We start from the raw sequence: 26,469 nt of genomic DNA on the forward strand, positions 1-26,469 counted from the left end.
GAGCATGAGCGCCACGTGGACCATGACTGACGGCTGGGTTGTTGTACCCGTTTGGATCAGTGCATTGGCCCTTCTGGTGGCGCTGGCCGTAGACCGCTGGGCGGGAGAGCCACCGGTCCGGGTTCACCCCGTGGTGTGGATAGGTCACTTTCTGGGGTGGGCCGGACGTTGGGTGCAATCGCACACCCGCCCCACACCATCGTCTTCCCCGGATTTCAAGGCTTTTTGGCTTGCAGCGCTGGTTTGGTGTGCGGGAGCAGCTATTTGTTTGATAGCGTCTTTAGCGCTTCAGCAGGGGGTGATGGCCTTGCCCGTGACACTGGGCGCCGTGCCGGGCAGCTTGTTGGCGGCCTTGTTTCTCGGCCTGGCGCTTAAACCCATGCTGGCCTGGGCCATGTTGCGCTCCGAGGTGCAAGCGGTGGAGCAGGCCTTGGACCCCGCACAGGGTGGGGGATTGGCAGCGGGGCGTGAGCGCTTGAGCTGGCTGGTCAGTCGCGATGTCTCCGCTCTGAGTGAGTCCCAGGTGAGGGAAAGCGCGATTGAGTCGCTGGCAGAAAACCTCAATGACTCGGTGGTGGCCCCCCTGTTCTGGTTTGCCATGCTGGGTTTGCCGGGTGCCGCGCTTTACCGTTTTGCCAATACGGCGGATGCCATGTGGGGCTACCCCGGTGTCTACAAAAGCCATAACTGGGCCTGGGCCGGCAAATGGGCGGCGCGGGCAGACGACGTCTTGAGTTGGTTGCCAGCGCGCATCACCGCCTTGTTGCTGGCCATCGTGGGTGGAGGCATCAATTTAAAAAAACTTTGTATTGAGGCGCGGCGCACGCCGTCGCCCAACAGCGGCTGGCCCATGGCGGCCATGGCGTTGAATTTGGGGGTGTGTTTGCACAAACCTGCTGTTTATGCGTTGAACGAGGCGGGTCGGGCCCCTGGTCGGGCTGACACCGTGCGGGCTATCGCTTTGGCATCAAAAGTGGCTCAGGCCCTTGTTTTATCTTCAGGAGTAGCTCTTATTTTTATAGCAACAGGATCGTCCTCATGGATGTGACGCGACCCATTTCCCCCCCTTCGCCGGCGCCAACGCGCGAGCACGGCGGCACCGACGCCCTAGGCGCGGCGCTGTTTGATTTTTCGACCAATAGCAACAGTTGCGGTCCATGTCCCGCTGCGTTGGCCGCCGTGGGGCAGGCCGACGTGAGCCGCTACCCGGATGGCAGTTACACCGAACTGCGCGCCCAACTGGCGGCCTTTCATGACGTTGACCCGCAGCGGGTGTTGCTGGCCGGCAGCGCCAGCGAGTTCATTTTTCGCATCACGGGCTGGGTGGTTCAGCGCGGCGGGCGCAGCGTGAATCTGCCTCGCCACGCCTACGGCGACTATGCCCAGGCCGCGTCAGCCTGGGGCTTGCGCACGGTAGGCCAACCCAATGATGCCGACCTGGTGTGGTGCTGTGAGCCATCGAGCCCACTGGGGGGCTCGCACACCAATTGGCCACGTGGATTTTCCTCGCCCACGGTGCTGGACTGCGCCTATGAACCGCTTCGGCTGGAAGGCGAGGCGAGCCTGACCGAGGCGCAAGGCGCCCAGGTCTGGCAGTTGTGGACACCCAATAAAGCGTTGGGCTTGACGGGCGTGCGCGGCGCCTATGTCATTGCCCCGCAAGGCGCCTACAACAGCGTCGCAGCGCTGGAGCGGATGTGCCCGTCCTGGCCAGTGGGCGCGCATGGTGTTGCCATGTTGCAGGCCTGGGTACAACCCGAGGTGCAAACCTGGCTGCTCGACAGCCTGGCCACACTCAGTGCCTGGAAGGCCCGCCAGATTGCCCAATTGGAAACACTGGGTTGGACCTGTCTGCCCAGCGATGCCAATTTCTTTTGCGCGCAACCGCCGCAAGCCGTTGATGTGAATGCCTTGCGCGAGGCGGGTATCAAGCTGAGAGACGCCACCTCGTTTGGTCTGCCGGGTCATGTGCGCTTGGGCGTGTTGCCACCCGATGCCCAGGATGCACTGGTGGCGGCCTGTTCGGCGCAAATCGAGTTGCGTGCATGAGTGCGAAATGCGTGATGGTGCTGGGCACCACCAGCGGAGCCGGCAAAAGCTGGCTCACCACCGCGCTGTGCCGCTATTACGCACGGCAAGGCCTCAAGGTGGCGCCCTTCAAGGCGCAGAACATGAGCAACAACGCACGGGTGGTGGCCAGCGACAACGGGCAGGGCGAGGTTGGTTCGGCGCAGTACTTCCAGGCCCTGGCCGCGCAAGCCGTGCCCGATGTGCGCATGAACCCCTTGCTGCTGAAGCCCGAGCGTGACACCCACAGCCAGGTGGTGCTCATGGGCCGGGTGGACGAGGCGCTGACTGCCATGCCCTGGCGCGGTCGCAGCCTCAAGGTGTGGCCGCAGATTTCGGCGGCCCTCGACGAATTGATTGCTGAGAACGACGTGGTGGTGATCGAGGGCGCGGGCTCGCCGGCTGAGATCAACCTGTCCAGCAGCGACATCGTCAACATGCGCGTGGCGGTGCATGCCAACGCGGCCTGTTTGCTGGTGACCGACATCGACCGGGGTGGCGCGTTTGCCCACCTCTACGGCACCTGGGCCTTGCTGCCTGAGAGTGAGCGCGGTTTGATCAAGGGTTATGTGTTAAATAAATTCAGGGGTGACGCTGGCCTGCTGGCGCCCGCGCCGCAAATGCTGCAAGACCTGACTGGCGTGCCCACCGTGGCCACGCTGCCCATGTGGTGGCAGCACGGGCTGCCCGAAGAAGACGGCGTGTTTGACGACCGCAGCACGGCGGCCGGTGCCGTCACGCTCACCGTGGCCGTTATTGCCTACCCGCGCATCAGCAATCTGGACGAGTTTCAGCCGCTCAAAAACATGGCCGGCGTACGCCTGCAATGGGTGCGCAGCCCGTCCGAGCTGGCAGGCCTGTCGGCGACCGACTGGATTATCTTGCCCGGCTCCAAACACACCAGTGGCGACTTGGCCTGGCTGCGGTCACAGGGGCTGGACGCCGCCGTGGCGCGCCATGCGGGGCAGGGCGGCGCCGTGCTGGGTGTGTGCGGCGGGCTGCAAATGCTGGGCGAGGCGCTGATTGACCTGCACGGCATCGACGGCAACGCCCCTGGCCTAGGCTTGCTGCCGCTCGTGACTGCCTTTGATGTGGATAAAACCGTGCAGCACACCGAAACCCGGTTTGAGGCGAACCTGGCCAGTGACAGCACGGCGGCCCAACCCTGGGCGGCGTTGGCAGGCGTCCAAGTGGCCGGGTACGAGATTCACCACGGCCAAACCGCTCAGCACCCGGCCATGGCCAAGGCCGGTGACATTGCCCGCCCAGTGCTGCCCGGCGGCTTGGGCTGGTTGAATGGCGCTGGCAATGTGATGGGTGTGTACCTGCACGGCCTGTTTGAAGACGCCAACGCTTTGCACGCCTTGTTTGGTGCGCGGGCAACCACGCTGGACACTGTGTTTGACGGCCTGGCGGACTTTATTGCCACGCATTTTGAGCCGGGTGTGCTGGATGGGCTGATCGCCGACGCCTGCGTCTGCGCACCTACGCCACGCTGATTCCATTTATTTCAACTCCTCTCGTTTCATCATCATGACCTTCCAGATCCCGACGCTTGTTGATATTCGTACCGCTGCCCACACTCAGGCTTTGCAGCACAAACTCGACTTCAAGACCAAGCCACTGGGCTCACTGGGGCGGTTGGAAACGTTGGCGCTTCAGCTGGGCGAGATTTTGGGCATAGAGACACCGCTGCTGGAGTGCCCCCAGATGGTGGTGTTTGCCGGCGACCATGGGTTGACCGCGCAGGGCATCTCCGCTTTCCCCAGCGATGTCAGCTGGCAGATGGTCGAAAACTTTCTGGCGGGAGGCGCGGCGGTGAGCGTGCTGGCGCGGCAACACGGTTTGAATCTGACCGTGGTGGACTGCGGCGTCAACCATGACTTTTTGGCGGGCCTGCCTGCCGGCACCCAGCGCCCCGGCTTGCTGGTGCGCAAGGTGGCGGGGGGCGAGAAAGGCACAGCCGACTCATTCACTCAGCCCGCGATGACGCGCACCCAGTGCGAGCAGGCGCTGCACAACGGGCAGGCCATCGTCAAAGGTCTGCCGGGCAACGCCTTGCTGTTGGGCGAGATGGGCATTGGCAACACCTCAGCCGCCTCGCTGTTGCTGGCCCGGTTGGCGGGCCTGGACATTGCGGTGTGCACGGGGGCTGGCACAGGTCTGGACGCTGCCGCCGTGTGGCGTAAGGCCGCCGTGTTGGGCCAGGTGCTGGCGCGTCACGCGGATGCCACTGCGCCGCTGGATGCCCTGGCGGCCTTGGGCGGGTTTGAGATTGCCACCATGGTGGGCGCCGTGCTGCAAGCCGCGCAGGAGCGCCGGGTGGTGGTGGTCGACGGCTTTATCGCCACGTCTGCTGTGCTGGTAGCGCATGCGCTGCAGCCGCTGGTCTTGCAGCGCTGCGTGTTTGCCCACCGCTCGGGTGAGCGCGGCCATGAGTTCATGCTGCAGCACCTGGGTGTCCAGGCCTTGCTTGATTTGGGGCTGCGCCTGGGTGAGGGTTCGGGCGGCGCGTTGGCTTGGCCGCTGCTGCAGTCGGCCTGCGCCATTCTTCGCGACATGGCCAGTTTTGAGTCGGCCGGGGTTTCCGAGAAGTCGGCTGAGCCCGCCAGCGCCGGCTGATGTTGGCACGCGCCGTTCGCCACTATTTGCTGGCCTTGCAGTTTTTCACCCGGGTGCCGGTCACCGGGCGCTTGGCTGATTGGGTGGGCTTCAGCCCCGCCATGCTGCGCGCCAGCGCCGGGCATTTTCCGGGCGTGGGCTGGCTGGTTGGCGGCCTGGTGGCGGCCCTGACTGCGTTGTTGCTCCAGCTCTTGCCGGGCAACGCCTTTGCCCCGCTGGTTGCCGCCGTGTGGGGCACGGCCTTTGGCGTGCTGATCACCGGGGCGTTTCACGAAGACGGATTGGCCGATGTGTTTGACGGCCTGGGCGGTAGCCCGGACCGGGACCGTGCGCTGATCATCATGAAAGACTCCCGCGTCGGCGCCTTTGGTGCCATCGCCATGATGCTGGCGCTGCTGGCCAAAGTGTCGGTGCTGGCGCTGCTGGGCTCGGTCAACGCCACGCTGATGTGCACCGCCCTGTTTTTGGCCCATGTGGTGTCGCGTATCTGGCCGCTGTTTTTGATTCGGCTCATGCCGCACGTGGGCGACGCGGCGGGCTCCAAGTCCAAGCCGCTGGCGGACCAGATCAGTCTGGCCAGTCTTTGGACGGCATTTTTTTGGTGTTTTATGGCGCTAGCCCTCCTAGGCTATGCGCAAGCAGCTACTAATTTCATAGTGATTAACCAACCGGCTGTGGTTCTGCTGCAGGCACTTGGCAGTGCTCTGCTGGCCTCTGGGCTGGTTTTTTTGCTGATGTGGCGCTGGTTTTGGCGTCGTTTGGGCGGCTTCACCGGCGATTGCCTAGGCACCACCCAGCAATTGTGCGAGTTGGCGTTTTACCTCGGCCTGGCCCTGTGCTTGTAGGGCGCCTGCCATGAAGCTGTGGCTGGTTCGCCATGCGCAACCGCTGATTGATGCCGGTGTCTGCTACGGCGCCACCGACGTGGCCGCTGATGCAGAGGCCACCTTGGCAGCCGCACAAACCTTGGCCCTTCAATTGCCAGTCTCCACAACCATGTGGGTGTCGACGCTACAAAGATGTGAGCAGCTTGCGCAGGAAGTGAAAGGGCTACGGCCTGATTTGGCTTATAAAACCGACGACCGACTGCGTGAAATGGATTTTGGCCACTGGGAAGCCCAGCCATGGAGCGCCATTCCCCCTGAGGCCTATGACGCGTGGACGGCTGACTTTGGCGGGCACCGTTTTGGCGGCAAGGAGTCGGTGACTGACTTCATGAACCGGGTGGCGCTCGCCTGGGATGAGATTCAAGGCCAGTCGCAAGACGGCGTCTGGATCACCCACGCGGGCGTGATTCGGGCCGTGTCCTTGCTGGCCCAGGGAACTCGGCAAATTGCCGACGCCGCCCAGTGGCCCGCGCAGGCGCCCGGCTTTGGGCAATGGACGGTGGTGGACAGATAGCCTTGCCGGGGCCGCGTCAGACCAGCCACCGGCGTGGGCTCTGCGAGGTGTGTCCAGTCGATATCGCCGTGTGTGAGAAAGATCCGAGCGCCAATCCCCGCCAAAGCGAAGCCACTGATTGATTTTCAGGGCCGCGAATGCACGTCGTTCCTCGCAGCATCAAGGTTTGATCGCAATCTTGAGCACACCATCACGCTGATGGGAGAACAGCTCGTACGCCGCCACGATGTCTTCCAGTTTGTACGAATGAGTCACCAAAGCGCTAAGGTCGACACGGCCGGAGGCCAACACGTTGATCAGGCGGCGCATGCGCTCTTTGCCGCCCGGACATAGCGCGGTGTTGATTTTGTGGTCTCCGAGTCCGGCGGCGAAAGCGGAGAGCGGTATCGTCAGGTCGGTGGAATACACCCCCAAGCTTGACAAAGTGCCACCGGGCTTGAGCACACGCAATGCCGACTCGAAGGTGGATTGAATACCCAGCGCTTCGATGGCTGAATCCGCGCCTCGCCCGTTGGTGATCTTCATGATTTCAGCGACAACGTCGCAATTATTGAAGTTCAAAGTCAAGACCGCGCCCATTTGTTTGGAGATACCCAGGCGGTGGTCATTGCCGTCGACGGTGATGATGGTGCTGGCACCCAGTAGACGAGCGCCCGCGGTGGCGCACAAACCAATCGGACCCTGGGCAAAGATGACCACCGTGTCACCGATTCTGATGTTGGCGTTTTCTGCGCCCTTGAAGCCGGTTGACATGATGTCCGGGCACATTAACACCTGTTCATCGGTTAATCCATCCGGAATCGGCGCCAGGTTGCCTTGTGCGTCGGGAACCAGCACGTACTCGGCCTGCGTGCCGTCAATCAAATTGCCGAAGCGCCAGCCGGCGGTCGCTTTGAAGCCGTGGCAACCACACAGCCCACCAGGAATAAGGTAGCTACCGTCTTGTGAGGGCGCGCCGTCCTGCGCGGCGTAAGAATTGAAATTGGGGCAAATGGCCCCCGCAATCACGCGCTGGCCTTCGGTGTAGCCCTGAACGGTACTGCCCAGTTTTTCAATGACGCCAACCGGCTCATGCCCAATGGTCAGCCCCTTGGCGACGGGGTACTCGCCTTTGAGAATATGTACATCGGTGCCGCAAATCGTGGTTGTAGTGATGCGGATCAAGGCGTCGTTGGGGCCTACGTCGGGGATTTTTTTGTCAACGATCTCAATGCGGCCGGGCTCTACGAACACTGCGGCTTTCATCATGCTGGACATATTCTCTCCTTGGGTCGTGAATGGGACTTCGAGTCCTGGCACCTAACGAATTTAGGAGGCCGATGAAGTCAGTCCACCAAATTAACCCCATATTTGGGTGAGAGCAATATGCTGACGGCGCAGAAAATTAATCTACATCAAACAATGATGACTCTCTGCAATGGATAGCACTGTTGCCGCCCACATTGGCGATGGATTCGACTGCAATGGCACTGACTCTTCCACTGGTAGGCCAATAAAAATCCCACTTTTCTGGCGCGCGGGCAAAGCGAACGTTTGTGAGTCAAAGTGGAAGGACTGAAACGCGGACGTAACCGGTCATAGCGCTTGGTGCGGCCACCGGCTCTTGACGACCAACAACGGACATTCACGACAGTACTCCAACTAACCCAGACCGGACATTCAGAAGGTCGGCACTGGGCTCTGCTTTACAGTTGGATTAACTGCACTACCAGCGCCACAGGAATCCAGCCCGCGCAGGTCGCCACAACATCCCAGATGTCAGCCGTGTTCGTTTCCGGGTGACAGGCGTCATAGACCTCTCTACCGGCCCCGACCAGCAACACAGCGGCGCCAGACAAGGTAAGCGAGCCGGTAACAGTGACCACCAGGGACGCTATTGCCGCGCCCGCTGCAAAGTGCTGTACTTTGTCGTGGGGAATCTTCATGACGTTTCTTCTACTAGGAGCGGACATTGTGAATGCTCAGGCAGCATCCACTTTTTGTCGCGCCTGACCTGAGGAATTTTTGTTTGCGTTCATAGCCACATGTCGCCATGCTGTACCAGCAATTCAACAAAATCCTCATGCCGCACGAGAGGTACCCGAACTCAGACTTTCACTGGCGGCGTGGCGCGGGCTTCTCCTTGCCTTGCCAGCATCCAACCCGGATATTCCGGCGGCAACGCGCTAACCTCATCCAGCGCCAGCAACTCATCTGCGGCCAGTTCGAGTTGCGTGGCACCCAGGTTGTCTTCGAGCTGCGCGGGCGTCTTGGCGCCAACAATCACGGTACTCACCTGTGGCCGACTCAGCAGCCAAGCCAACGCCACCCGCGCCACAGACACCTGATGGCGCAGGGCGATGGGACGCATAGCGTCTACGACTCTGAAGGCGCGCGCCTTGTCGACCACGGGGAAGTCAAAGCTCGCGCGGCGTGTGCCCTCCGGCCCTTTTCCATCAGGACTGAACTTGCCACTCAGCAGCCCTCCAGCCAACGGGCTCCACACCATAAGTCCGAGTTGTTGGTCCTGCAGCAGCGGCAGCACTTCCCGTTCCAAGTCGCGCCCGGCCACCGTGTAGTAAGCCTGCACGCTTTCGAAACGCGCCCAGTGCTTCTTCTCCGAAATCGCCAATCCCTTCATGATTTGCCAGGCCGCCATGTTGCACAGGCCGATGTAGCGCACCTTACCGGAGCGCACCATGTCGTTGAGTGTTGATAGCACTTCCTCCAATGGAGTCAGGGGGTCGAAGCCATGTAACTGGTACAGGTCAATGTGGTCGAGCTGCAGCCGCTTGAGGCTGGCGTCCAACTCGTTCATCAGGTGGTAGCGTGACTGCCCTCGGGCGTTTACTGACGTCTCGTTCATGACGCCGGTGGCTTTAGTGGCCACTACCAGTTGGTCGCGCGGCAGGCCCAGGCTCTTGATGGCATTGCCAGTGAGCGTTTCCGAGTCACCCTGTGAATACACATTGGCAGTATCAATGAAGTTCACCCCGGCATCAAAAGCCTGCTTCACCAAGGATGTGGCGGATTCTTGTCCCAGGCCGCCCATGACTTTCCAGAATCCCTGGCCACCAAAGGTCATGGTTCCCAGGCACAACTCAGAAACATACAGGCCAGTTCGGCCCAGCAGACGATAGCGCATGGCAAACTTTCGAAGTTAAAGCGGGGGCCACAAGACTAGCAGTTTTCGGAATTTCCGGTCTGAATGTCGGCTTATCGCGAACATGCTGACGGCTGCCTCCGACCAGAAGCAGGTGCTCCCGGGTGGCAGCTTTCGGGCGGTAGAAAGATTTTCACCGTCGAGGTTCCATAAAGCCGTCGCTCAATCGGCGGCCTCCCATCCGTATTGCTGACGCTGGCGGCGGAAAAGTCTGGGGCAGGTCTGCAGCGATTCCGGTCTTAGAGATTTGCGATCTGCCTGCTCCATAGCAGCCGCTGGCAACGAGGGATCGACCGGCGGCTTTGAGGCGACCGTTTCGTCAAAGTGGGCACCCGTCATCGACCAGAAGCAGGTGCTCCCGGGTGGCAGCTTTTGGGCGGTAGAAAGATTTTCACCGTCGAGGTTCCATAAAGCTGTCGCTAAATCGGCGGCATCCCATCCGTATTGCTGACGCTGCCCGCGGAAAAGTTTGAGACAGGTCTGCAGCGTCAGCAGTCATTGGTTTTTGGCTGTGAATGACTCGTTCAAACCCACCGCAGACTTTCGCGGCACAGTGCCGAAGGCGGTACTGGGTCGGACGGCGACATTCCATCGTCGTCCGCCCCCTGAGTTCCTAGACCTCCAACGGCTCTGCCAAGTCGAGAGCATCATCGACCTCGATGCGAAACCAAATCGTAAATCGTCGCTTGAGCGCGATCAGTTGCGCTGTGCGCCGAAAGCGATTTATCCCATTCCACTCCCGTGGCACCGACGCTTGGCGCAATGCCCTTGATCATCGAGGAGACCTCCTCGGTATTCGCATCGAATTCCGCTGCTTGTTCTCGATTTTCGAGGAATAGCCGCGCTATCGGACTGTCCATCACAGGGACAATCACCAAGTACCTTGTTACGCCGCGGAGATTTGCCCGAACATGTGGCCTCGGCATCTCCTGACCAAATCCCTGTCCCATGGTCTACCTCCATTCAATGTCAGGCCATCGTGGCCCATCGGTATTTTGCTCCCCCGACACACTTCGCGCTGCTTCGCGGGGACTGTCTTTAAGATATTTCAGCAATGTGCGTGTGTGCGACCCATTGAATGAAAGGGAGTCCCCCTCCCCAGCGAGTCGCGTGCCGTGTAACTTGCGATGAACCTCCACCGCGTGCCACGAGGGGAAATTCGAGCTTTTCATCAACTCACTCGTGTTGAAAGAGGATGACCGTGTCTGAGATTGGTCACGATCGGTATAGATCTTGCCAAGAACTTGTTCGCTATTCATGGCGCAGATGTCACGGGTCCGCCCACTCTCTTCGGCCCCCGTGTGCCCCGAGCGAAGTCACTACAGTGCATCGCTTCGCCGCCTTGCCCCAGTGGAGGGCTGCTCGGGCGCCCTGAGCGTGGCAGGTTTTTCTGATTTGTTCATGCAATCCAAGTGCTATGCGGCGTCCGCGCGGCAGAGGTCTCCTCGGGGGGCTTTCTGATGGCAATTTGATCCTCACTCCAGCCACCATGAGCGCGTCAGCCGTTGTGCAACGGCGCTGGCACATCGGGTGGGGGAGGGGCTGCAAACTTGCGCCGCGCTCAACCTCGTGGGCGGTGGTCGAACCCGTCGTCGAGAACACCCGTAATGCGGGTATCGAGCAGCACAACGACACGCCACCAACATACCGGCACTCATTTGTGCTGTTGACTGATGCCTGCACAAGGGGTGGGGCAGCGTCAGCTTCAACTTGAGGTGGTTTACCTTTCCCGAGCAAGCGCGCAAACTACGCTGATGAGCGATACCTCCCACTTTGCTTCACACCACGATCCTTCGAGAGGAATATCATGAATACCGTTGCACAGATTCTCGGCTCCAAACTTGACCAGGCTATTTACACGATGGAGCCGAGCGCCACGGCCCACGAGGCGGTTCGCTTGATGGCTGAGAAAAACATCGGGGCGCTGCTGGTGGTTCAAAACGGAAAGGTCGTTGGTCTCGTTTCAGAACGCCACTATGCACGCAAGCTCGCGCTCATGGCTCGCTCGCCCATGGACACGCTGTTGGGCGACATCATGTCGAGTCCGGTGATGTGCGTTCGCCCCCACCAGACGAGCGAAGAGTGCATGGCGCTGATGACTCAGAACCGCCTGCGTCACCTTCCGGTGATGGATAATAATCAGCTGATTGGTCTCATCTCGATCGGAGACCTGGTCAAAGTCACCATCAAGGAGCAGCAGTTCATCATTGAGCAACTGGAGCACGCCACGTTGGACCTCATAACCTCGGTTGGCCTGAGGCACACATCGGCGCTGAATCGTACCCATGTCTATCGCCGCATCAACCAGCATGAGATCAAGCGATATGACGAGATATTTCCCTACCTGCCGGAGCACAGCCTGCTTGGCGGCGAGATTCCGGATGCGTTCAAGCTGATCATGGATGAGTCCAGTGCCGAATCGTTCGCGTCGGGTGTCTGTCTGGCTCAGTTTGGCGATGATTGTCGGTCGCTTGACGACGCGCACAACGGGAATGGACGCGGTAACACGATGGCATTTGAGGCGGAGGCGAAATGAAGGCGTCCGACCTGTTTGTCAAAGCACTTGAGGCCGAGGGTGTCGAGTACATCTTTGGCATTCCGGGGGAGGAGAATCTCGACTTACTTGAATCGCTCAGGAATTCCTCGATCAGGCTGGTCCTGACACGCCATGAGCAGGGGGCGGGCTTCATGGCTGCCACTTACGGGCGCCTGACCGGAAAGGCAGGGGTGTGTATGTCCACCCTGGGTCCAGGGGCCACCAACCTGGTCACCGCAGCGGCTTACGCTCAGCTCGGCGCCATGCCCATGCTCATGATCACCGGACAGAAACCGATCAAAACCAGCAAGCAGGGACAGTTTCAGATCATTGATGTGGTCGACATGATGCGTCCACTGACGAAATACACCCATCAGATCGGCAGCGCTCACCACGTCCCTGCCCGCATACGCGAAGCGATGCGCCGCGCCGAGGCCGAACGGCCGGGTGCTGTTCACCTGGAGTTGCCCGAAGACGTTGCCAAAGAAGAGACGGATTCGGCTGTGATCCACAAGAGTCGCTTCGATTTTCCCCACGCGACTGGACACTCGGTCGCAGCGGCGGTCAAGATGATCGAATCCGCGCGCCATCCGCTCATCCTGATCGGCGCAGGAGCCAATCGCCAACACGCCTCTGAATCGCTACTGGAATTCATCGAAAGCACCGGAATCCCGTTCTTCAGCACCCAGATGGGCAAGGGCGTGGTTGACGAGCGCCACCCGCTCTTCCTGGGCAATGCGGCGCTGTCGAGCCGTGACTTCGTGCATCGCGCGATAGACGCCGCAGATCTTATCATCAACGTCGGTCACGATGTGGTCGAGAAGCCACCCTTCTTCATGAAATCGAAGGCCGCCGACTCGGGCTATGGCAATGACGGAACGCCCTGCGCCGCGTGCGCGAAGGTGATCCATGTGAACTACGTTACCGCGGAGATCGATCCGGTTTACTTCCCTCAGCAGGGGGTGATCGGTGACCTGTCCGATAGCGTCCGTCGTTTGGCGAAAGCGACGAGTCACCAAGCTCACTGGGACTTCTCAAGGTTTATGGAAGTCAAGCGGCATCTCGACAGGAACCTGCTCGAAGGAGCCGAAGACACGCGCTTTCCGCTTTACCCGCAACGCATCGTGGCCGATGTCCGCAAGATCATGCCAGACGACGGAATCATCGCCCTGGACAACGGCGTGTACAAAATCTGGTTTGCCCGCAACTACCTTGCGCACATGCCGAACACGGTACTGCTGGACAATGCCCTGGCCAGCATGGGTGCGGGTCTTCCGTCAGCGATGGCTGCCAAGATCGTTCATCCGCAACGGCGTGTGATGGCGATCTGTGGCGACGGCGGCTTCATGATGAATTCCCAGGAGATGGAGACCGCTGTGCGCCTGAAGCTGGACTTGGTGGTCCTGGTCCTCCGGGACGATGCGTACGGGATGATCAAGTGGAAGCAGGCCGAAATGGGCTTTGATGACTTCGGGCTCGATTACGGCAACCCGGACTTTGTCCAATACGCCAACAGCTATGGCGCCCATGGCCATCGCGTGCGCTCAGCCGACAACCTGATCCCACAGCTGGAGGCGTGCTTCAGCATGCCCGGCGTGCACCTCGTCGAAGTGGCGGTGGACTACAGCGAAAACGACCGCATACTCCATCGCGAGATTCCGCAACAGAGTGCGCTGATCTAGAGGTCTGCGGTGCAGGCGGGTGGATCTCGACCGTCCGGTCGATAGCGTGAGTTAGCTGCAACCGAAACGCCCGTCCAGCCGTCGTGAGCGCTTTGCGACCGGATTGCGCAGCAGCGCAGACATCAGTTTCGCGAGCCCTGACCGTCGGCTCCACCCGACATCCTTCGGCCCACTTTCGTCGGATGACGGGCCGGTTCGCTCGCAAAGCTACCACCGACTAGCTGCCGATCCCAATGACTGCAGAGGGTCGATTGCCGGCACACACAAACAGCAGCTGCCCAGCGCCACAATTCATGCAATTGGGCTGCCGGATAGCGGGTATTGGGTGATGCGGTTTCCCACTTCATCGGATGGGCGCAATGTCCAGACATACCTTCTCGACGGGCAAGCGATAGCGGCAAGGCGTGGAACGAGTTCCAAGCGTGCGGTCGTCTTCCAGCGCAACGCCGACCGCGGCGCGGGTTGCCGGACCCTAGACTGAAGCGGCCAGCGCCTCTGCCAACGGGGTCGCCCCATCGCGGAAATCGATGGTGCGACCTGCGGTCGCGGGTAGGTCCAGCACCGCAGCCACGACGAGCGCCACGTTGTCGCGTGCAGTGTCGTTGCCCTCCGATATGTCGATCGGGCTGAGTTCTATCGTCCCGGTGGCGGGGCTATCGGTGAGTGATCCGGGACCCAGGATTGTCCAGGCCAGGCCGGTGCCGCGCAGGTAGGCATCCGCTGCGGCCTTGGCCTCAGCGTAGGCGTAGAACCCGTCGCCTTCAGGCACCCTGTGGTCCGGGCCGGCGCCCATGTATGAAACCATGACGAAGCGGCTCGCTCCGGCCAAGACGGCGGCGTCCATCGATCGGATTGCCGCATCTCGGTCCACCGCGTAGGTGTGTTCCGGCGCGCCGCCGCCGGCTCCGGCCGACCACACCACGGCGTCATGGCCCCGGAGCGCCTCGGCCATTTCCAGCGTCGTGGCGGCCGCGAGATCCAACAGTACGGGTTGGGCGCCTGTGCCGGCGACCTCCGCTTGCTGCTCTGGCTTGCGAATCACGGAGGTGACCTGGTGACCAGTCGCCATGAGGATCCGAGCGAGTTCCATCGCCACCTTGCCGTGGCCGCCGAAAATTGCAATTTTGGTCATTGGAAAATTCTAGACCGAAATCTCGTGCGAATCAATCAGATTGCACCGACGGGATTATTGCGGTCGATACGCTGGCGGGGCGTGCGGAATTAGAAGGTTCAGGTGATCACGGGGGATCTCCCGGCGGCACTTGCCGCAGATCAATTTCCAGTTCTGCCGGTAGATCCAGGCCGGACTGAACTGCGAACGCTCGCACTTGGCCGGTGGCTGCGCGCGAACAACGAGTCTTAATCTGTAATCGAAAAATCGCAAACCGACTTCCGCATGGCGGCCTTTGGTGGTCGACAGCGCAGCGTAAAGAGTCGCTCACCACGGTCAGCTACCTGGCAGGTGAGCAGCGTGATTTTGGGTGCCAGTCAGCCGCCGTTCGTGTGGGCCGGCAATCGCAGTTCACCCGAATTACGTTTCACTCCATTGCTGACGTTGACTTTCGAAAGTCAGCTTCCGAGCCAATTGGCTGGCTCTTTAAGGCTGATTGATGGATGTGCTCTTGCGAGTGGTCAGAATGGTCTGCTTGGCCAGCACCGGAGGTGTGTTCGTGTTCGCTCATCGGTCATCTCATCAAGGCAAATCTGTGGCTTCAAGCGCATGTTTCATGTCTGCGGTTCGTCTGCTACTGATCAACATCAGCAGGCCCGGTCACTTTCGCTTTTGCATGATGGCCAAGATAACGACGCCGACAATCACCGCCAGTAAGAACTGCCCCAGTAGCCTCCGTATCCGCTCATCCAGCCGCCACCCCAACCCATCCTGTTGCCGTATCCCATGATCTGCCAGTCACCGAATCAGCGGCTGCTCCAGTAGCGGCTCAGTTTCTCTCGCTGATTCTTCGTCAGCACGGTGTCGATCTTCTTGCGTGCGTCGAGTTGCAACTCGAACATCGACTTCTGTGTCTCAGCCATCGTCTGGAACGACTTGCGCGCTGCGGCTTCGTCTACAGGGCCGGGGCCGAACATGCCTTGCATCTGGTAGCCCTGTCCGTGCATCGTGCCCATGAGCGGCCACATCGCCTTGTAGGCCTGCGCATTGATGCTGGCGATGCTTTTCTGCTGCTCCGCGGTGAGATCAAGGCCGGCGTAAGCCTCGTTGGAGTAGCCGAACATCATGTTGGGGCCCATCCCCTGCCCCATGCCGTACATCATCCCTTGCTCCATGCGATAGCCACTGCCGTACCCGTCCATCGACGCGGCCCCCTCAAAGCCTTGAGGCTGTGCAACTGCCACACCGACCAACGCCACGGTGGCCGCAACGCCTGCGAGAACATTTTTCATCTTCATCTTTAACTCCTTGGTTGAATATCGAGACTCTTCGGATGGCTACGCCCAAGCAAACTGACGGGACGTGCACCCTAGGATGAAGACTAGGCCACGACACTGCGGCAGTCTGTGCGGCAGCCCTCATCCACCCTGCCAACGACGATTTAGTAGCTCACGTCAGGCCCCAACGTTCGCCAACGTACAGACTTGGCAGTGCGAGGCAGGCAGCGTTGAGCTTGACACTGTTTTCCTCGCACACATCAGTTCAAGCGTTGACCTGCACGCCTGCAGAGCGGCGCGCCCAAAGCCGGCCTTGAGGAGCTGCACAAAGACGGCGCCCGTGATGACCGACGTGGCCACCAACAGGGCCGCGATCCTGGCCGAGATCAGCGCGAGGTAGCCAACGGTGATCACCGTGAGCAGCGTCATCACCGCGGTGCTGCCCAGGCCGCTGAAGTCGCGCATGATGGCCGCCAGCCACGGATGGCCGGCCCGCAACGATTGCGCACCCTGCAGCAGTTACAGGTCAAAACTCCACGTGTCGCCTTCCAAGACGTTGGCGCCGCCCACCACAAAGGCCAGCAGCAGCACGGCAAGCAAGCCGACCAGCAACGCGTTGACGAGCGAGGCATCGCGGTCCAAACGCGCGCGCAGGCTGTCAACGGTCGGCGCGGCGATCACGGGTTCAGGGGTGCTCACGCCACGCGAATCAGCTTCTTGTTGACGAATTCCTGGATGCCCGCGCCCGACAACTCGCGGCCATAACCGGAATTCTTCACGCCGCCAAAAGGTAGCTCCGGTGACGACGAGGCGGGCGTGTTGATGAACACCATGCCGGTGTCTATCTTGCGTGCCACTCGCTTGCCGCGCTCTATGTCCTGCGTGAACACTGAACCTCCCAGGCCGAACGGCGAGTCGTTGGCCAGCGCCACGGCAGCCGCTTCGTCGGCGACCCGGAAGAACAGTGCGACCGGGCCGAAGAATTCTTCCTTGTAGGCCGGATTGCTTTCGCTGATGTCGGTCAGGATGGTCGGCTCCATGAAGGCGCCCGCATGGTCTATGCGGGCGCCGCCCATCACCACACGGGCGCCGCCGGCCACGGCGCGCTGCACCTGGCCAAGCAGGTTGTCCAGCGCCTCGACGGACGACAGCGGCGCCAGCGTGGTCTGCTTGTCGAGCGGATCACCGGGCGTGAAGTTAAGCATTGCGGCCTGGAATTTTTCCAGGAAGCGGTCGGCCAGCGCCTCGACCACGATGAAGCGCTTGGACCCGGTGCAGGCCTGGCCCGAATTGCCCATGCGACCGCTGACGGCGCTTTTCACGGCCCGGTCAAGGTCGGCGTCTTCGAGCACGATGAAGGCGTCGCTGCCGCCCAGTTCCATCGTCGTCTTTTTGAGGTTCTGCCCGGCCCGTGCGGCCACCACGGCGCCAGCAGCTTCGCTGCCGGTCAGGGCCACGCCACGGATGCGCGGGTCATCGATGACCTGCGTGACCTGCTCCTTGGAGATGAACAGGTTGGTGTAGGCGCCTGCGGGGGCGCCGGCCTCCTGCATCAGCCGCTCGAAGGTCAACGCGCATTGCGGCACGCTGGACGAGTGCTTGACCATCACGACGTTGCCGGCCATCAGGTTGGGCGCAGCAAAGCGGGCGATCTGGTAGTAGGGGTAGTTCCACGGCTCCACGCCAAACAGCACGCCGATGGGGCTGCTTTCAACCAGCGCCTCGCCGCGCGCCGTGGCCAGCGTTTCGGGCGCCAAAAAGCGCTCGGCATGCTGGGCGTAGTAGTCCAGGATGTTGGCGCTCAGCGCGACTTCACCCAGGCTTTGCGCGATCAGCTTGCCCATCTCCAGCGTGATCAGTTCGGCCAGCGGCTGGGCCTGCTCGCGCATCAGCGTGGCGGCGCGCGCCAGAACAATCGCTCGCTCGGCGTAGGACTTGCCTTTCCAGTCGGTGTTGAAGCATTCAGACGCACGGTCCAGTGCGGCTTCAAGCTGCGCCGCATCCATCGGCTCAAACGTTTGCAGGACTTTTCCGTTGTAAGGGTTGGTACTTTGGTAGGCCATGGTTTCCTTTTGAATTGGTTAAGGGAGGGCGCGCTGGCGCGAGTCGGCCTTCGGGTTGTACACCTTCAGGCCGTGGTTTGGCTATTCGCCCTTCAATTGGCGCAGCACGGCTTGTGCCGCGAGCTCGGACGAGGCCGGGTTCTGCCCGGTGATCAGCTTGCCGTCGACCACCACATAAGGCGCCCAGTCGGCACCCTTGCTGTAATGACCGCCGTTGTTGACCAGCATGTCCTCGACCAAGAAGGGCACGATGTCGGTCAGCTGCGCGGCATCTTCTTCAGTGTTGGTGAAGCCGGTGACTTTTTTGCCTTTCACCAGCGGCGAGCCGTCGGCGGCCTTGACGTGGCGCAGCGCGCCTGGCGCATGGCAAACGGCGGAAACGATTTTTCCGTCAGCCGCCATGGATTCGATTAGCTTGATCGAAACCGGGTCTTCAGCCAGGTCCCACAGCGGGCCGTGGCCGCCAGGGTAGAACAGCGCGTCAAAGCCGTCGCCCGACACGTTAGAGAGTTTGCCGGTGCTGGCCAGCGCGGCCTGGGTGGCGGCGTCGGCCTTGAAGCGGCGCGTGGCATCGGTCTGCGAACCGGGTTCGTCGCTCTTGGGGTCCAGCGGCGGCTGGCCCCCCAGGGGCGACACCAGCGTGACGTCGGCGCCTGCGTCCTTGAACGCGTAGTAAGGCGCGGCGAATTCTTCCAGCCAGAAACCGGTTTTTTTGCCGGTGTTGCCGAGTTGGTCGTGCGAGGTGAGAACCATCAGAATTTTCATTTTGTTTCCTTTTGTGGGGTCGCCGCTGCCGAAGCAGGGCGGACTTTTATGGCAGCAAAATCGCTACCGTGCACCTTTTAATGAATCAAAAAGTGCTTGGCGCAAGTAATACGGGCGCCACTAGCTATTTACCGTTTGGCCGTCACTAGATACTGACTTAGTAAAATTCTCTGGGACGCGACAGCTAGGCAATAGTCCTAGAAAACAAGCGCCATCAGCGGGCGTTTCGATAAATGCACTGTAGAAATAGAACTCGTCGAGTACGCTGGCGCCATCGATCTCCAGCGCAGGGATCGAGCGGTACTGGTCCCACAGGCACTCGAAGTGCTCTTCCATCTCGCGCCCGCCGCGGATCACGAAGCCTTGATTCGGCTCCTTGATACCGTCCAGCGCGCCGCCGTGCAACTGTTGCTCCTCTAGGATCGTGATGCGCTGGCCCGGCATCTGGCCGTCGCGGATCAGGAAGTCTGCGCCCGCCAATGAGGCCAGCCCCGAGCCGATAAACCAGGCCGACTTGTTCTCCACACCCCTGGGTTTTCGCGGGCAGGCGAAGGCTTCATAGTTGCCATTGCTGTAGTGCATGCAGTTCTCCTTGCGTAACGTTGCAGCCACCCCCAGGCGGCGTTGGGGTTAACGGCACGTGGCGCCGCTTCGAGAGATGCAGGCCGGGTTCGGTGACGAACTGGAAGCGGCCTGATGGGTAGAGCGAAAGTGTGACCTTATGGGGCATCCCGATTCGCCACTGTATTAGCCTTAGCGCTGGCAGTCTGTGCGGTAGGCCACACAATGCCTTGGTTGCAGCAGCGCACTAGCTTTACTACCTGGGGACGTAATGAACGATCCCGTGAGCCATGTGTGTTCTCCTTTCAGATTGACAGACCCGAAAATCGCGGCTCTGTGGCCGAGGAATGCCTACAAGCCTGACCAGCCACCATAACAATTCGACTCCAAAATGTCAAAAAGGGGACGGCTTGGACAAAGCCGGTTGACATCACAGTAGAGTTGATATTTCAGAGGAGTGTTAGGAACTTGCATAACAAGAGCCTTGTGTCATTGATCGCGAATCCCCGCAGTGCTGAGAGCCTATCTGCAAACCATATTTCGTACACCGAATAGCGGCACTGGCTAATCTGCGCATGACCGAAACCAACCGGCGCATCAACTCAAGCAATCGGCTTACCCCGAAGCTGACCGTGGCGCACGACTCTTAACGCAGCACTTCTGTCAACGTTCTTTACGCCGCCAATGTCAGCAATATGATTCAGTCGAGGTGAATTAAAGGGCTGCTATATGAAACTCCGCGGTCAATTCGGTGAGTTGTCCTTGTTGGGTTCTAAGACCGGTATCGGACAGGCATTTCGCCGAAATAAAATTCGGCTTTGGGCACGAAGCGGGTATCCAGCGGGAAAATTTGACCGTCAGGAATGGGTCTTTTTGAGTCATCCAGCCCCTGGGCACGCATGACCGTTTTCGTGGTCACGATGGACAAGCGCCTCGCAGGGGGAGTACCGACTAGCCGCCCACCTAGCCGCGGGATGGCTCATGCACGGTTGACGAGGCCGTGCCGTGCCGTGCCGCAGAGCCTGAATTCAGTGGCGAAACGGAAACAGTGAAATATTGACTGGCCGATAGTGGAGCGATTGGTGTCATACCGAAGCGACGCCGAAACCATGTGCCGATTAAGGCTGGGCGCCGTTGGGGTACTCAAGACGCTTACAATGACTTGCCAACGCCCATTCTTTGGTGTTGCGCAGCCCGGGCGGAGTGTTGATCACGATGTTCAATATCAACCGGTTTCAACCCGGTTGCGACCATTGGCTTTAGCCCTGTACATCGCTTTGTCAGCTCGGGCCAGCATGGAGTCAAGTGTGTCAGCGTCATTTTGGTTGGTGGTCACCCCAATGCTGACGGTGCATGAGAGGCCCTTGCCTGGCGCGGCGCAGGATGCGCGAATTCTCTCTGCCGCAGCGATGGCCTTTTCCAGTGATGTGTCGGGCAGCAATACCGCAAACTCCTCACCGCCGAATCGTGCAACCTGATCAGATTGGCGCAACAACAGTTTTGTATTGGCCACCAATTTGATCAGTACCTCGTCTCCCGCCTGATGACCGTAGGTGTCATTGATGGTTTTGAAGTGATCCAGATCCAGCAGCAACAAGCCCATGCTGCGGTCCTGGCGATGGCAGCGTTCCAGCTCATTTTCAAACAGCGCCGTCATCTGGCGCCGGTTGATTGCATTGGTCAGCGAATCACGTGTGGCCAGTTGTTCCAGCTCGGTGCGTAGCCGCTCACTGGCCATCAACACCATGCCAACCGAATAAAACAGCACGGCCAGAGCCAGACCCACCACATAGACCATATTCGGAGTTGTGGTGACATAGACGCTTTCGCCCAGCGGCAATACAAACGAAGTCACCAGCCGCATGAGTTGGAGCATGGCGAGGAGCAGGGAGACCGCCAGGCACAAACGCGGCGCAAAAGTTGGCGTGGCATGCGCCCACAAGACCCACGCCTGACTCAGGAACAAACTGGCGGCCAGTGAGGTTGCGACGATCAGTCGAGCATGGAAGCTTGGATGGACATGGGTGAACACCACCTGAAGCATGACACCCATGAGTATCACCGGGACCCAGACGCGAAGATTGGGCTTCAGACCGATGAACCGCAGAGTCCCCAGGTAAATAGCAAAGAGGCTGCCCAATAGCAGCACGCGGGCAACGGAGACCGTCAGCATCTCAGGCAGCCACGGACGGCAGAACGCCAACATCGTCCCCACCGCAATGCCCAGCAAGCCAAGCGACCATGTGCCCAGCCCATCGATGCGGGCCGGATGGGTGCGCCTCAGCACAAATAGAACAACAGCCATGAGCCCGCCCAGCATGCTCGCAAGAAAGAGGACGGTGCGCGGGTCAATCATGAAGTATTTGACAAGGTTTTGGATCTAGGCCGTGCGAGGCAGGGGCGTCTTTGGCTTAAAGTCGCAATAGGCGCTGACACCGCATTGCCAGCACAGGGGCTTTCGAGCCTGACAGACATATCGCCCATGCAAAATCAGCCAATGGTGGGCGTTGACCATGTACTCGGTTGGAATCCGTTTGAGCAGTTTTTTTTCAACTTCAAGCGGCGTCTTTCCTGGGGCGAGGCCCGTTCGGTTTCCCAAGCGAAACAGGTGGGTGTCCACCGCCATGGTGGGCTGACCAAACGCGACATTGAGCACCACGTTGGCAGTTTTACGGCCGACACCTGGCAGGGATTCAAGCGCCTCCCGGGTATGGGGCACCACACTGCCGTGCTGTTCCACCAGAATCTGGCAGGTTTGCATCAAATGCTTGGCTTTGGAACGGTACAAGCCGATGGTCTTGATGTAACCTTCCAATCCCTCCAAGCCCAAATCCAGAGTTTTTTGGGGCGTATTGGCAACAGGAAACAGGCGACGGGTGGCTTTGTTGACTCCCACATCAGTGGCTTGGGCAGACAGCAGGACGGCCGCTAATAACTCAAACTCCGAGCTGTACTCAAGCTCGGTCTTGGGGTGCGGATTGGCAGCCTGTAGAGTGGCAAAAAACGCTTCAATGGCCGCCAACTTCATGTCAGCCGATCATTGAAGGCTGACAAAGGAGTCGGCCGCCGGAAATTTTTCATGCAGCCACTTGCCGTCGCCAAGCAAGGCACGCACCAAGTCTGCGGGCAGGTCGTCCAGCGCCTCTGCTGTTGCATCGGGTGTTTCGGCCAAAAGGTCGGCCAGATGAACGACGGCGGCCAATCGCGAAAAGGGTTTGTGGGCCAGTGGCTCAAAGGACTGTTGCAACGCAGTGACCACTTCAGCAGGGAAGTTCCAGCGGCGTGCCAACTCAGCGGTGACCTGACCTTCGGTGAATCCGACCAACTCTTTTTCTCGCTCCCATCGGCCACCAGGGATGTGCGGCAGTCTTTCAATTTCTTTCAGGGTGACGGGGTCGGCCTGACCGATCAACAACTCACCCAGGCGAACCATCATGCCAGTGAGCCAAGCCTGTTGGGCGTCGGCACCAATCCGGGTGGCCATCCATTGAGCGTAGCTGGCAGTGGCCATGCTGGTTTGCCAGAATTCCTTGGGATCCAACCCTGGTAGTACCGGGAAGGACTCACTCAGGCAGGAGGCCAGCGACAAGGTACGCACCTTGGCCATACCAATCATGGCCATAGCGTCTTCAACGGAACTGACACTGCGTTGCAGCACAAACGCAGCGCTGTTCGCCAACCGCAGGAGTTTGGCGGTCAACGCAGGGTCGCGGGAAATGATGGCACCGACCTGGACCATGGAGGCATCTTCGTCATTGAGTGTCTTGATCAGTTCATGCGCCACTTCCGAAATCGTGGGCAGCTTGACAGTGGCGAAAAAGGAATCAAGAGTTGACATGAATTTTTATCCTTGTTTGTAGTACATAACAATGAGGGACAATTTACCCCAAATGCGTGAGCCTCTGGCAAACCCCAGGCCAGGTGTGACAGTTTTTATTCATGACCCTTTACAGAAAGCCCATGTCAATGCAATTCGCTGATCGCCTTAACAACGTCGAAACCTCCGCCATTCGGGAGCTTTTCAAGCTTTTGGGCCGGCCCGGCATCATCAGTTTTGCGGGTGGTTTTCCTGATCCGGCGCTTTTTGATGTGGAAGGTATCAAGGAGGCCAGCAACGCGGTATTGACTGATGCGCCAGGTGCCGTGCTGCAGTACGGTGCCACCGAAGGCTACGGACCACTGCGTGAGGGCATAAGTGGCTTCATGGCCAACAAGGGCGCCAAAGTTACGCCAGATGGCTTGATTGTCACCACAGGGAGTCAGCAGGCACTGGATTTGATTGGCAAAACCATGATTTCACCCGGTGACAAAGTCATTGTGGAGGCCCCCACTTTCCTGGCCACCATTCAATGCTTCCGTCTCTACGGCGCACACATCATTGGTGCGCCGATTGATGCTGACGGTGTGGACGTGGATAAGTTGGAAAAGCTGATTGAAGAGCACAAGCCCAAATTGGTTTATTTGATTCCGACCTTCGGCAACCCCAGCGGCGCCACGCTGTCGTTGCAGCGTCGCAAACGCATTCTGGAAATCGCTGCGCGCACGAAAACGTTGGTCGTGGAAGACGATCCCTACGGGGAACTGTTTTTCGACACGCCGCCGCCGCCCAGCCTATTGGCCCTGAGCGGCGAGGTGCCCGGCAGCCGCGAGTGGTTGGCACACTGTGGCTCATTCAGCAAGATTTTGTCGCCAGGGCTTCGTGTGGGGTGGTTGATTGCGCCGCCCGAGTTATTGGCCAAAGCCACCATGTGCAAGCAATTCAGCGACGCACACACCAGCAACCTGACTCAAGCTACCGCTGCCCATTACCTCACGCTTAATCGCCTGGACGGCGCTCTGGCCGTCGTGCGCCAGACCTATGCCGAGCGCGCCCGTGTCATGGCTGCCTCATTGCAGCGCGAATTGGGTGACTCTATTGCCTTCAATGCACCGCAGGGAGGCATGTTCTTCTGGGCGCACCTGACGGGTGCCAATGGCAAGAGCACGTCAGCACCTGAGTTCGCCAAACGAGCCATCGAAAAAATGGTGGCCTTTGTACCCGGCGCACCGTTTTTCGCCCATGACCCAGACTTGTCAACTCTGCGTCTGAGTTTCGCCACAGTGGGCGTAGACCGAATAGAGGAGGGTATTGCCCGCCTCGGTCAAGCTCTATAAAGCTTTAAGCAGCGAAGCGTCGTAGCAACTTGTTGTCGTTTGCAGTCTGCATCCTGCTTAAGATAATGCCTTCAGCATGGGATCGCAACAATATGGGTACGCAAGGATGAATCCTGGTTTGATTTACATCAAGACCGAAAGAGGCCGCTCTGTCGTGGCAGAGCGCGGTGTTGAGTTAAGCCCATTGCAACGCCGGCTATTGATCGTGGTCGATGGCCGCAAGACCGTCAACGATCTCGGTGCGCTGGTGCGGGCTGGGGAGTTAGCGGAGGTTTTGAATGTCTTGCTTGAGCACGCGCTCATCGTGCCCACTGGTGAGGTGGCGGTCTTGCAAGCCCCCAGTGCACCCGGCTTCGCGGCTGCGCCGGTGAATGATCCACCCCGAGCGGCGACTGACCCACAGGCATTTGAGTCAGTCAGGGATGAGGCGTCCGCATTTGTACGGGAGCGGCTGGGCTCGGCCGGTGTTCCCATCCATGAGGCCATTGACCGCTGCAAAAGTCCTGCGGAATTACGCAAGCTGCTGCGGGGTATTGAAATCTTCATTGGCGACCGTCTGAGCGCTGAAACCACCCATGCCTTCGCCCGCCACTTCGGCGCCTTGCTGTTGTAGCGTAGGTCAGAAACTGACGTACTTCACTTGGGGACGGAATGTGCTGGAGTACACCTTTCCCGTCCGTTGCTTAAGCGAGCAATAAGTTGTTTTTGGCGGATAAATGCGGCTTGTTCCGCGCAGTGCGGCAAATATGTCAATCCTTTGGGTGATCAGGATCGTCATTTGGCCAGTCAGAAAACGGAAATGGGACGGTCTCGCTGTCAAAACTCACAAAACGTGCAATCTGGTTCTGATAGCGACCCAAACTGCGCCCTAGGCGAATCAGCGGCAAGTTAGGCGTTTCGTTGATCAAGGTCCAGGCAAACTGGAACAGGCCGACTGCAAGCAGCACCATACTGGCCAGCTGGTAGGTGAGGGCCATCAAGATGGTTTTAAGCCCACGGGCCCAGATGGATCGGTCGGCTTTTGGTTCGGAAAACTGTTCATTCATAACGGATTCTTTCGTTGGAGGGGTGGCTTGTCGTCAGTCTGAGAAAACGCCAGAGGCGATTTCATAGGACCGTTTGCGCTGCGCGTGGTCGTAAATGGCGGAGGTAATCATCAACTCGTCTGCCCCGGTGCGTGCGATGAAGGCGTTCACTCCATCGCGTACCTTGCCGGGTGTACCAATGGCGGAGCAGGCCAGAACACTGTCCAACAAGGCCCGCTCGGCCGGCCCGACCAAGTTGGGGTAATCCGCCACCGGTGGCGGCAGCGCAGCGGGACGCCCGCTGCGCAGGTTAACAAAGGCTTGTTGCATGGAGGTGGCGCGAAACGCTGCTTCTTCGTCGTTGTCGGCGGCAAAGACGTTGAAGCCCAGCATCACATGCGGTTTTGGCAAATGGGGCGACGGCTTGAAGTTGGCCCGGTACAGCGCAATAGCCTGCAACATTTGCTGGGGCGCAAAGTGCGAGGCAAAAGCGTAAGGCAAGCCCAGTGCTGCGGCCAATTGCGCACCAAAAAGGCTGGAGCCCAAAATCCAGATCGGCACATTCAACCCGTGTCCAGGCACCGCACGCACGGGATTTTTGGACTGAGGCGAGAAATAGTCCATCAACTCGAGCACATCTTGCGGAAATTCGTCCGCATCGGACGCCAAATTGCGGCGCAGGGCCCGGGCTGTGACTTGGTCTGAGCCCGGCGCGCGGCCCAAGCCAAGGTCAATGCGGCCGGGGTAGAGCGACTCCAGTGTGCCGAACTGTTCAGCAATCACCAGCGGCGAATGGTTGGGCAACATGATGCCGCCAGCGCCCACCCGAATGCGACTGGTTCCGCTGGCCACATGGGACATCAGGATGGACGTGGCCGCGCTGGCAATGCCGGGCATGCCGTGGTGTTCCGCCAGCCAGTAGCGCTGGTAGCCCCAGCGCTCGGCGTGCTGGGCCAAATCCAGGGTGTTGCGAAACGATTGTGCGGCGTCGCCACCCTGCAAGATGGGAGAGAGGTCTAGGACGGAAAAAGGAATCATTTTGTATATCTTGGGCCAAAAGTCA

At 59.8% G+C, this 26,469-nt stretch carries 25 protein-coding genes and 1 pseudogene; 10 read left to right on the top strand and 16 right to left on the bottom strand.

Features of this window, described 5'->3' with window-relative positions:
• The first annotated feature begins 4 nt into the window (after positions 1 to 4).
• Genes cbiB through J8G15_RS02905 form a run of 6 tightly spaced genes read left to right on the top strand, consistent with a single transcriptional unit; the run spans position 5 to position 6,090 of the window.
• Positions 5 to 1,048: an adenosylcobinamide-phosphate synthase CbiB gene (gene cbiB, locus J8G15_RS02880; protein WP_240538417.1), complete on the top strand. Its 1,044-nt coding sequence runs from the start codon at positions 5 to 7 to the stop codon at positions 1,046 to 1,048.
• Positions 1,039 to 2,049 (top strand): aminotransferase class I/II-fold pyridoxal phosphate-dependent enzyme, encoded by a 1,011-nt coding sequence (locus J8G15_RS02885; RefSeq protein WP_210545993.1) that lies wholly within the window; start codon positions 1,039 to 1,041, stop codon positions 2,047 to 2,049. Before cbiB ends, J8G15_RS02885 begins: the two co-directional genes overlap by 10 nt.
• Positions 2,046 to 3,566: a cobyric acid synthase gene (locus J8G15_RS02890; RefSeq protein WP_210545995.1), complete on the top strand. Its 1,521-nt coding sequence runs from the start codon at positions 2,046 to 2,048 to the stop codon at positions 3,564 to 3,566. Before J8G15_RS02885 ends, J8G15_RS02890 begins: the two co-directional genes overlap by 4 nt.
• Positions 3,567 to 3,600: 34 nt before the next feature.
• Positions 3,601 to 4,689, top strand: coding sequence for a nicotinate-nucleotide--dimethylbenzimidazole phosphoribosyltransferase (gene cobT, locus J8G15_RS02895; protein ID WP_210545997.1), 1,089 nt, complete (start codon positions 3,601 to 3,603; stop codon positions 4,687 to 4,689).
• A complete protein-coding gene (locus J8G15_RS02900) occupies positions 4,689 to 5,534 on the top strand; it encodes an adenosylcobinamide-GDP ribazoletransferase (RefSeq protein ID WP_210545999.1) in 846 nt (281 codons plus the stop codon). Before cobT ends, J8G15_RS02900 begins: the two co-directional genes overlap by 1 nt.
• 10 nt (positions 5,535 to 5,544) lie before the next feature.
• Positions 5,545 to 6,090: a histidine phosphatase family protein gene (locus tag J8G15_RS02905; protein ID WP_210546001.1), complete on the top strand. Its 546-nt coding sequence runs from the start codon at positions 5,545 to 5,547 to the stop codon at positions 6,088 to 6,090.
• A 159-nt stretch (positions 6,091 to 6,249) separates the two neighbouring features.
• On the opposite strand, the gene J8G15_RS02910 is transcribed toward J8G15_RS02905, so the two are convergent.
• From J8G15_RS02910 to J8G15_RS02925, 4 genes are all read right to left on the bottom strand, one after another.
• Positions 6,250 to 7,347 carry an NAD(P)-dependent alcohol dehydrogenase gene (locus J8G15_RS02910; RefSeq protein WP_210546003.1) on the bottom strand — a complete coding sequence of 366 codons (1,098 nt, stop codon included), beginning with the start codon at positions 7,345 to 7,347 and terminating at the stop codon, positions 6,250 to 6,252.
• Positions 7,348 to 7,775: 428 nt separating this feature from the next.
• Entirely contained in the window at positions 7,776 to 8,015 is a 240-nt protein-coding gene (locus tag J8G15_RS02915) for a hypothetical protein (RefSeq protein WP_210546004.1), read from the bottom strand.
• Positions 8,016 to 8,176: 161 nt separating this feature from the next.
• Positions 8,177 to 9,214 (bottom strand): aldo/keto reductase, encoded by a 1,038-nt coding sequence (locus J8G15_RS02920; protein WP_210546006.1) that lies wholly within the window; start codon positions 9,212 to 9,214, stop codon positions 8,177 to 8,179.
• Positions 9,215 to 9,879: 665 nt separating this feature from the next.
• On the bottom strand, positions 9,880 to 10,182 hold the full coding sequence (locus tag J8G15_RS02925) for a hypothetical protein (RefSeq protein ID WP_210546008.1): 303 nt from the start codon (positions 10,180 to 10,182) through the stop codon (positions 9,880 to 9,882).
• Positions 10,183 to 11,039: 857 nt separating this feature from the next.
• On the opposite strand from J8G15_RS02925, the pseudogene J8G15_RS21365 reads away from it, so the two are divergent.
• A pseudogene (locus J8G15_RS21365) lies at positions 11,040 to 11,456 on the top strand (CBS domain-containing protein); the annotation flags it as partial.
• A 308-nt stretch (positions 11,457 to 11,764) separates the two neighbouring features.
• A complete protein-coding gene (locus tag J8G15_RS02935) occupies positions 11,765 to 13,450 on the top strand; it encodes an acetolactate synthase large subunit (protein WP_210546012.1) in 1,686 nt (561 codons plus the stop codon).
• 472 nt (positions 13,451 to 13,922) lie between these two features.
• Here the strand turns inward: J8G15_RS02935 and J8G15_RS02940 are convergent, their stop codons facing one another.
• The 10 genes from J8G15_RS02940 to J8G15_RS02985 all read right to left on the bottom strand — a co-directional run bounded on the left by J8G15_RS02940 (position 13,923) and on the right by J8G15_RS02985 (position 23,065).
• Positions 13,923 to 14,582: an SDR family oxidoreductase gene (locus tag J8G15_RS02940; protein WP_210546014.1), complete on the bottom strand. Its 660-nt coding sequence runs from the start codon at positions 14,580 to 14,582 to the stop codon at positions 13,923 to 13,925.
• Positions 14,583 to 15,367: 785 nt separating this feature from the next.
• Positions 15,368 to 15,859, bottom strand: a complete 492-nt coding sequence (locus J8G15_RS02945; protein ID WP_210546016.1) for a Spy/CpxP family protein refolding chaperone — start codon at positions 15,857 to 15,859, stop codon at positions 15,368 to 15,370.
• A 156-nt stretch (positions 15,860 to 16,015) separates the two neighbouring features.
• Positions 16,016 to 16,303 carry a hypothetical protein gene (locus J8G15_RS02950; protein ID WP_210546017.1) on the bottom strand — a complete coding sequence of 96 codons (288 nt, stop codon included), beginning with the start codon at positions 16,301 to 16,303 and terminating at the stop codon, positions 16,016 to 16,018.
• Positions 16,304 to 16,357: 54 nt separating this feature from the next.
• Positions 16,358 to 16,537 (bottom strand): hypothetical protein, encoded by a 180-nt coding sequence (locus J8G15_RS02955; protein ID WP_210546019.1) that lies wholly within the window; start codon positions 16,535 to 16,537, stop codon positions 16,358 to 16,360.
• The gene (locus J8G15_RS02960; RefSeq protein ID WP_210546021.1) at positions 16,534 to 17,901 is read right to left on the bottom strand and encodes an NAD-dependent succinate-semialdehyde dehydrogenase; all 1,368 of its coding nucleotides are present in this window, start codon (positions 17,899 to 17,901) and stop codon (positions 16,534 to 16,536) included. The genes J8G15_RS02955 and J8G15_RS02960 overlap by 4 nt, the downstream gene beginning before the upstream one ends.
• Positions 17,902 to 17,982: 81 nt before the next feature.
• Positions 17,983 to 18,666 carry a type 1 glutamine amidotransferase domain-containing protein gene (locus tag J8G15_RS02965; RefSeq protein WP_210546023.1) on the bottom strand — a complete coding sequence of 228 codons (684 nt, stop codon included), beginning with the start codon at positions 18,664 to 18,666 and terminating at the stop codon, positions 17,983 to 17,985.
• Between the two features lie 120 nt (positions 18,667 to 18,786).
• Positions 18,787 to 19,248 (bottom strand): oleate hydratase, encoded by a 462-nt coding sequence (locus J8G15_RS02970; protein WP_210546025.1) that lies wholly within the window; start codon positions 19,246 to 19,248, stop codon positions 18,787 to 18,789.
• Between the two features lie 1,204 nt (positions 19,249 to 20,452).
• Positions 20,453 to 21,583: a GGDEF domain-containing protein gene (locus J8G15_RS02975; protein WP_210546027.1), complete on the bottom strand. Its 1,131-nt coding sequence runs from the start codon at positions 21,581 to 21,583 to the stop codon at positions 20,453 to 20,455.
• 24 nt (positions 21,584 to 21,607) lie between these two features.
• Entirely contained in the window at positions 21,608 to 22,255 is a 648-nt protein-coding gene (nth, locus tag J8G15_RS02980; RefSeq protein ID WP_210546030.1) for an endonuclease III, read from the bottom strand.
• Between the two features lie 9 nt (positions 22,256 to 22,264).
• Positions 22,265 to 23,065, bottom strand: a complete 801-nt coding sequence (locus tag J8G15_RS02985; RefSeq protein ID WP_210546032.1) for an HDOD domain-containing protein — start codon at positions 23,063 to 23,065, stop codon at positions 22,265 to 22,267.
• A gap of 128 nt (positions 23,066 to 23,193) precedes the next feature.
• Between J8G15_RS02985 and J8G15_RS02990 the strand changes: the two genes are divergently transcribed.
• Positions 23,194 to 24,381: a PLP-dependent aminotransferase family protein gene (locus tag J8G15_RS02990; RefSeq protein ID WP_210547435.1), complete on the top strand. Its 1,188-nt coding sequence runs from the start codon at positions 23,194 to 23,196 to the stop codon at positions 24,379 to 24,381.
• Between the two features lie 106 nt (positions 24,382 to 24,487).
• Positions 24,488 to 24,994 carry a hypothetical protein gene (locus J8G15_RS02995; protein ID WP_210546034.1) on the top strand — a complete coding sequence of 169 codons (507 nt, stop codon included), beginning with the start codon at positions 24,488 to 24,490 and terminating at the stop codon, positions 24,992 to 24,994.
• Positions 24,995 to 25,130: 136 nt separating this feature from the next.
• Here the strand turns inward: J8G15_RS02995 and J8G15_RS03000 are convergent, their stop codons facing one another.
• Complete coding sequence (locus tag J8G15_RS03000; protein WP_210546035.1) at positions 25,131 to 25,427, bottom strand: DUF4389 domain-containing protein; 297 nt, start codon at positions 25,425 to 25,427, stop codon at positions 25,131 to 25,133.
• A 33-nt stretch (positions 25,428 to 25,460) separates the two neighbouring features.
• Positions 25,461 to 26,444, bottom strand: a complete 984-nt coding sequence (locus J8G15_RS03005; protein ID WP_210546038.1) for an LLM class flavin-dependent oxidoreductase — start codon at positions 26,442 to 26,444, stop codon at positions 25,461 to 25,463.
• Positions 26,445 to 26,469: the final 25 nt, after the last annotated feature.

It is taken from the genome of Rhodoferax sp. PAMC 29310 (assembly GCF_017948265.1).
GTDB lineage: Bacteria > Pseudomonadota > Gammaproteobacteria > Burkholderiales > Burkholderiaceae_C > Rhodoferax.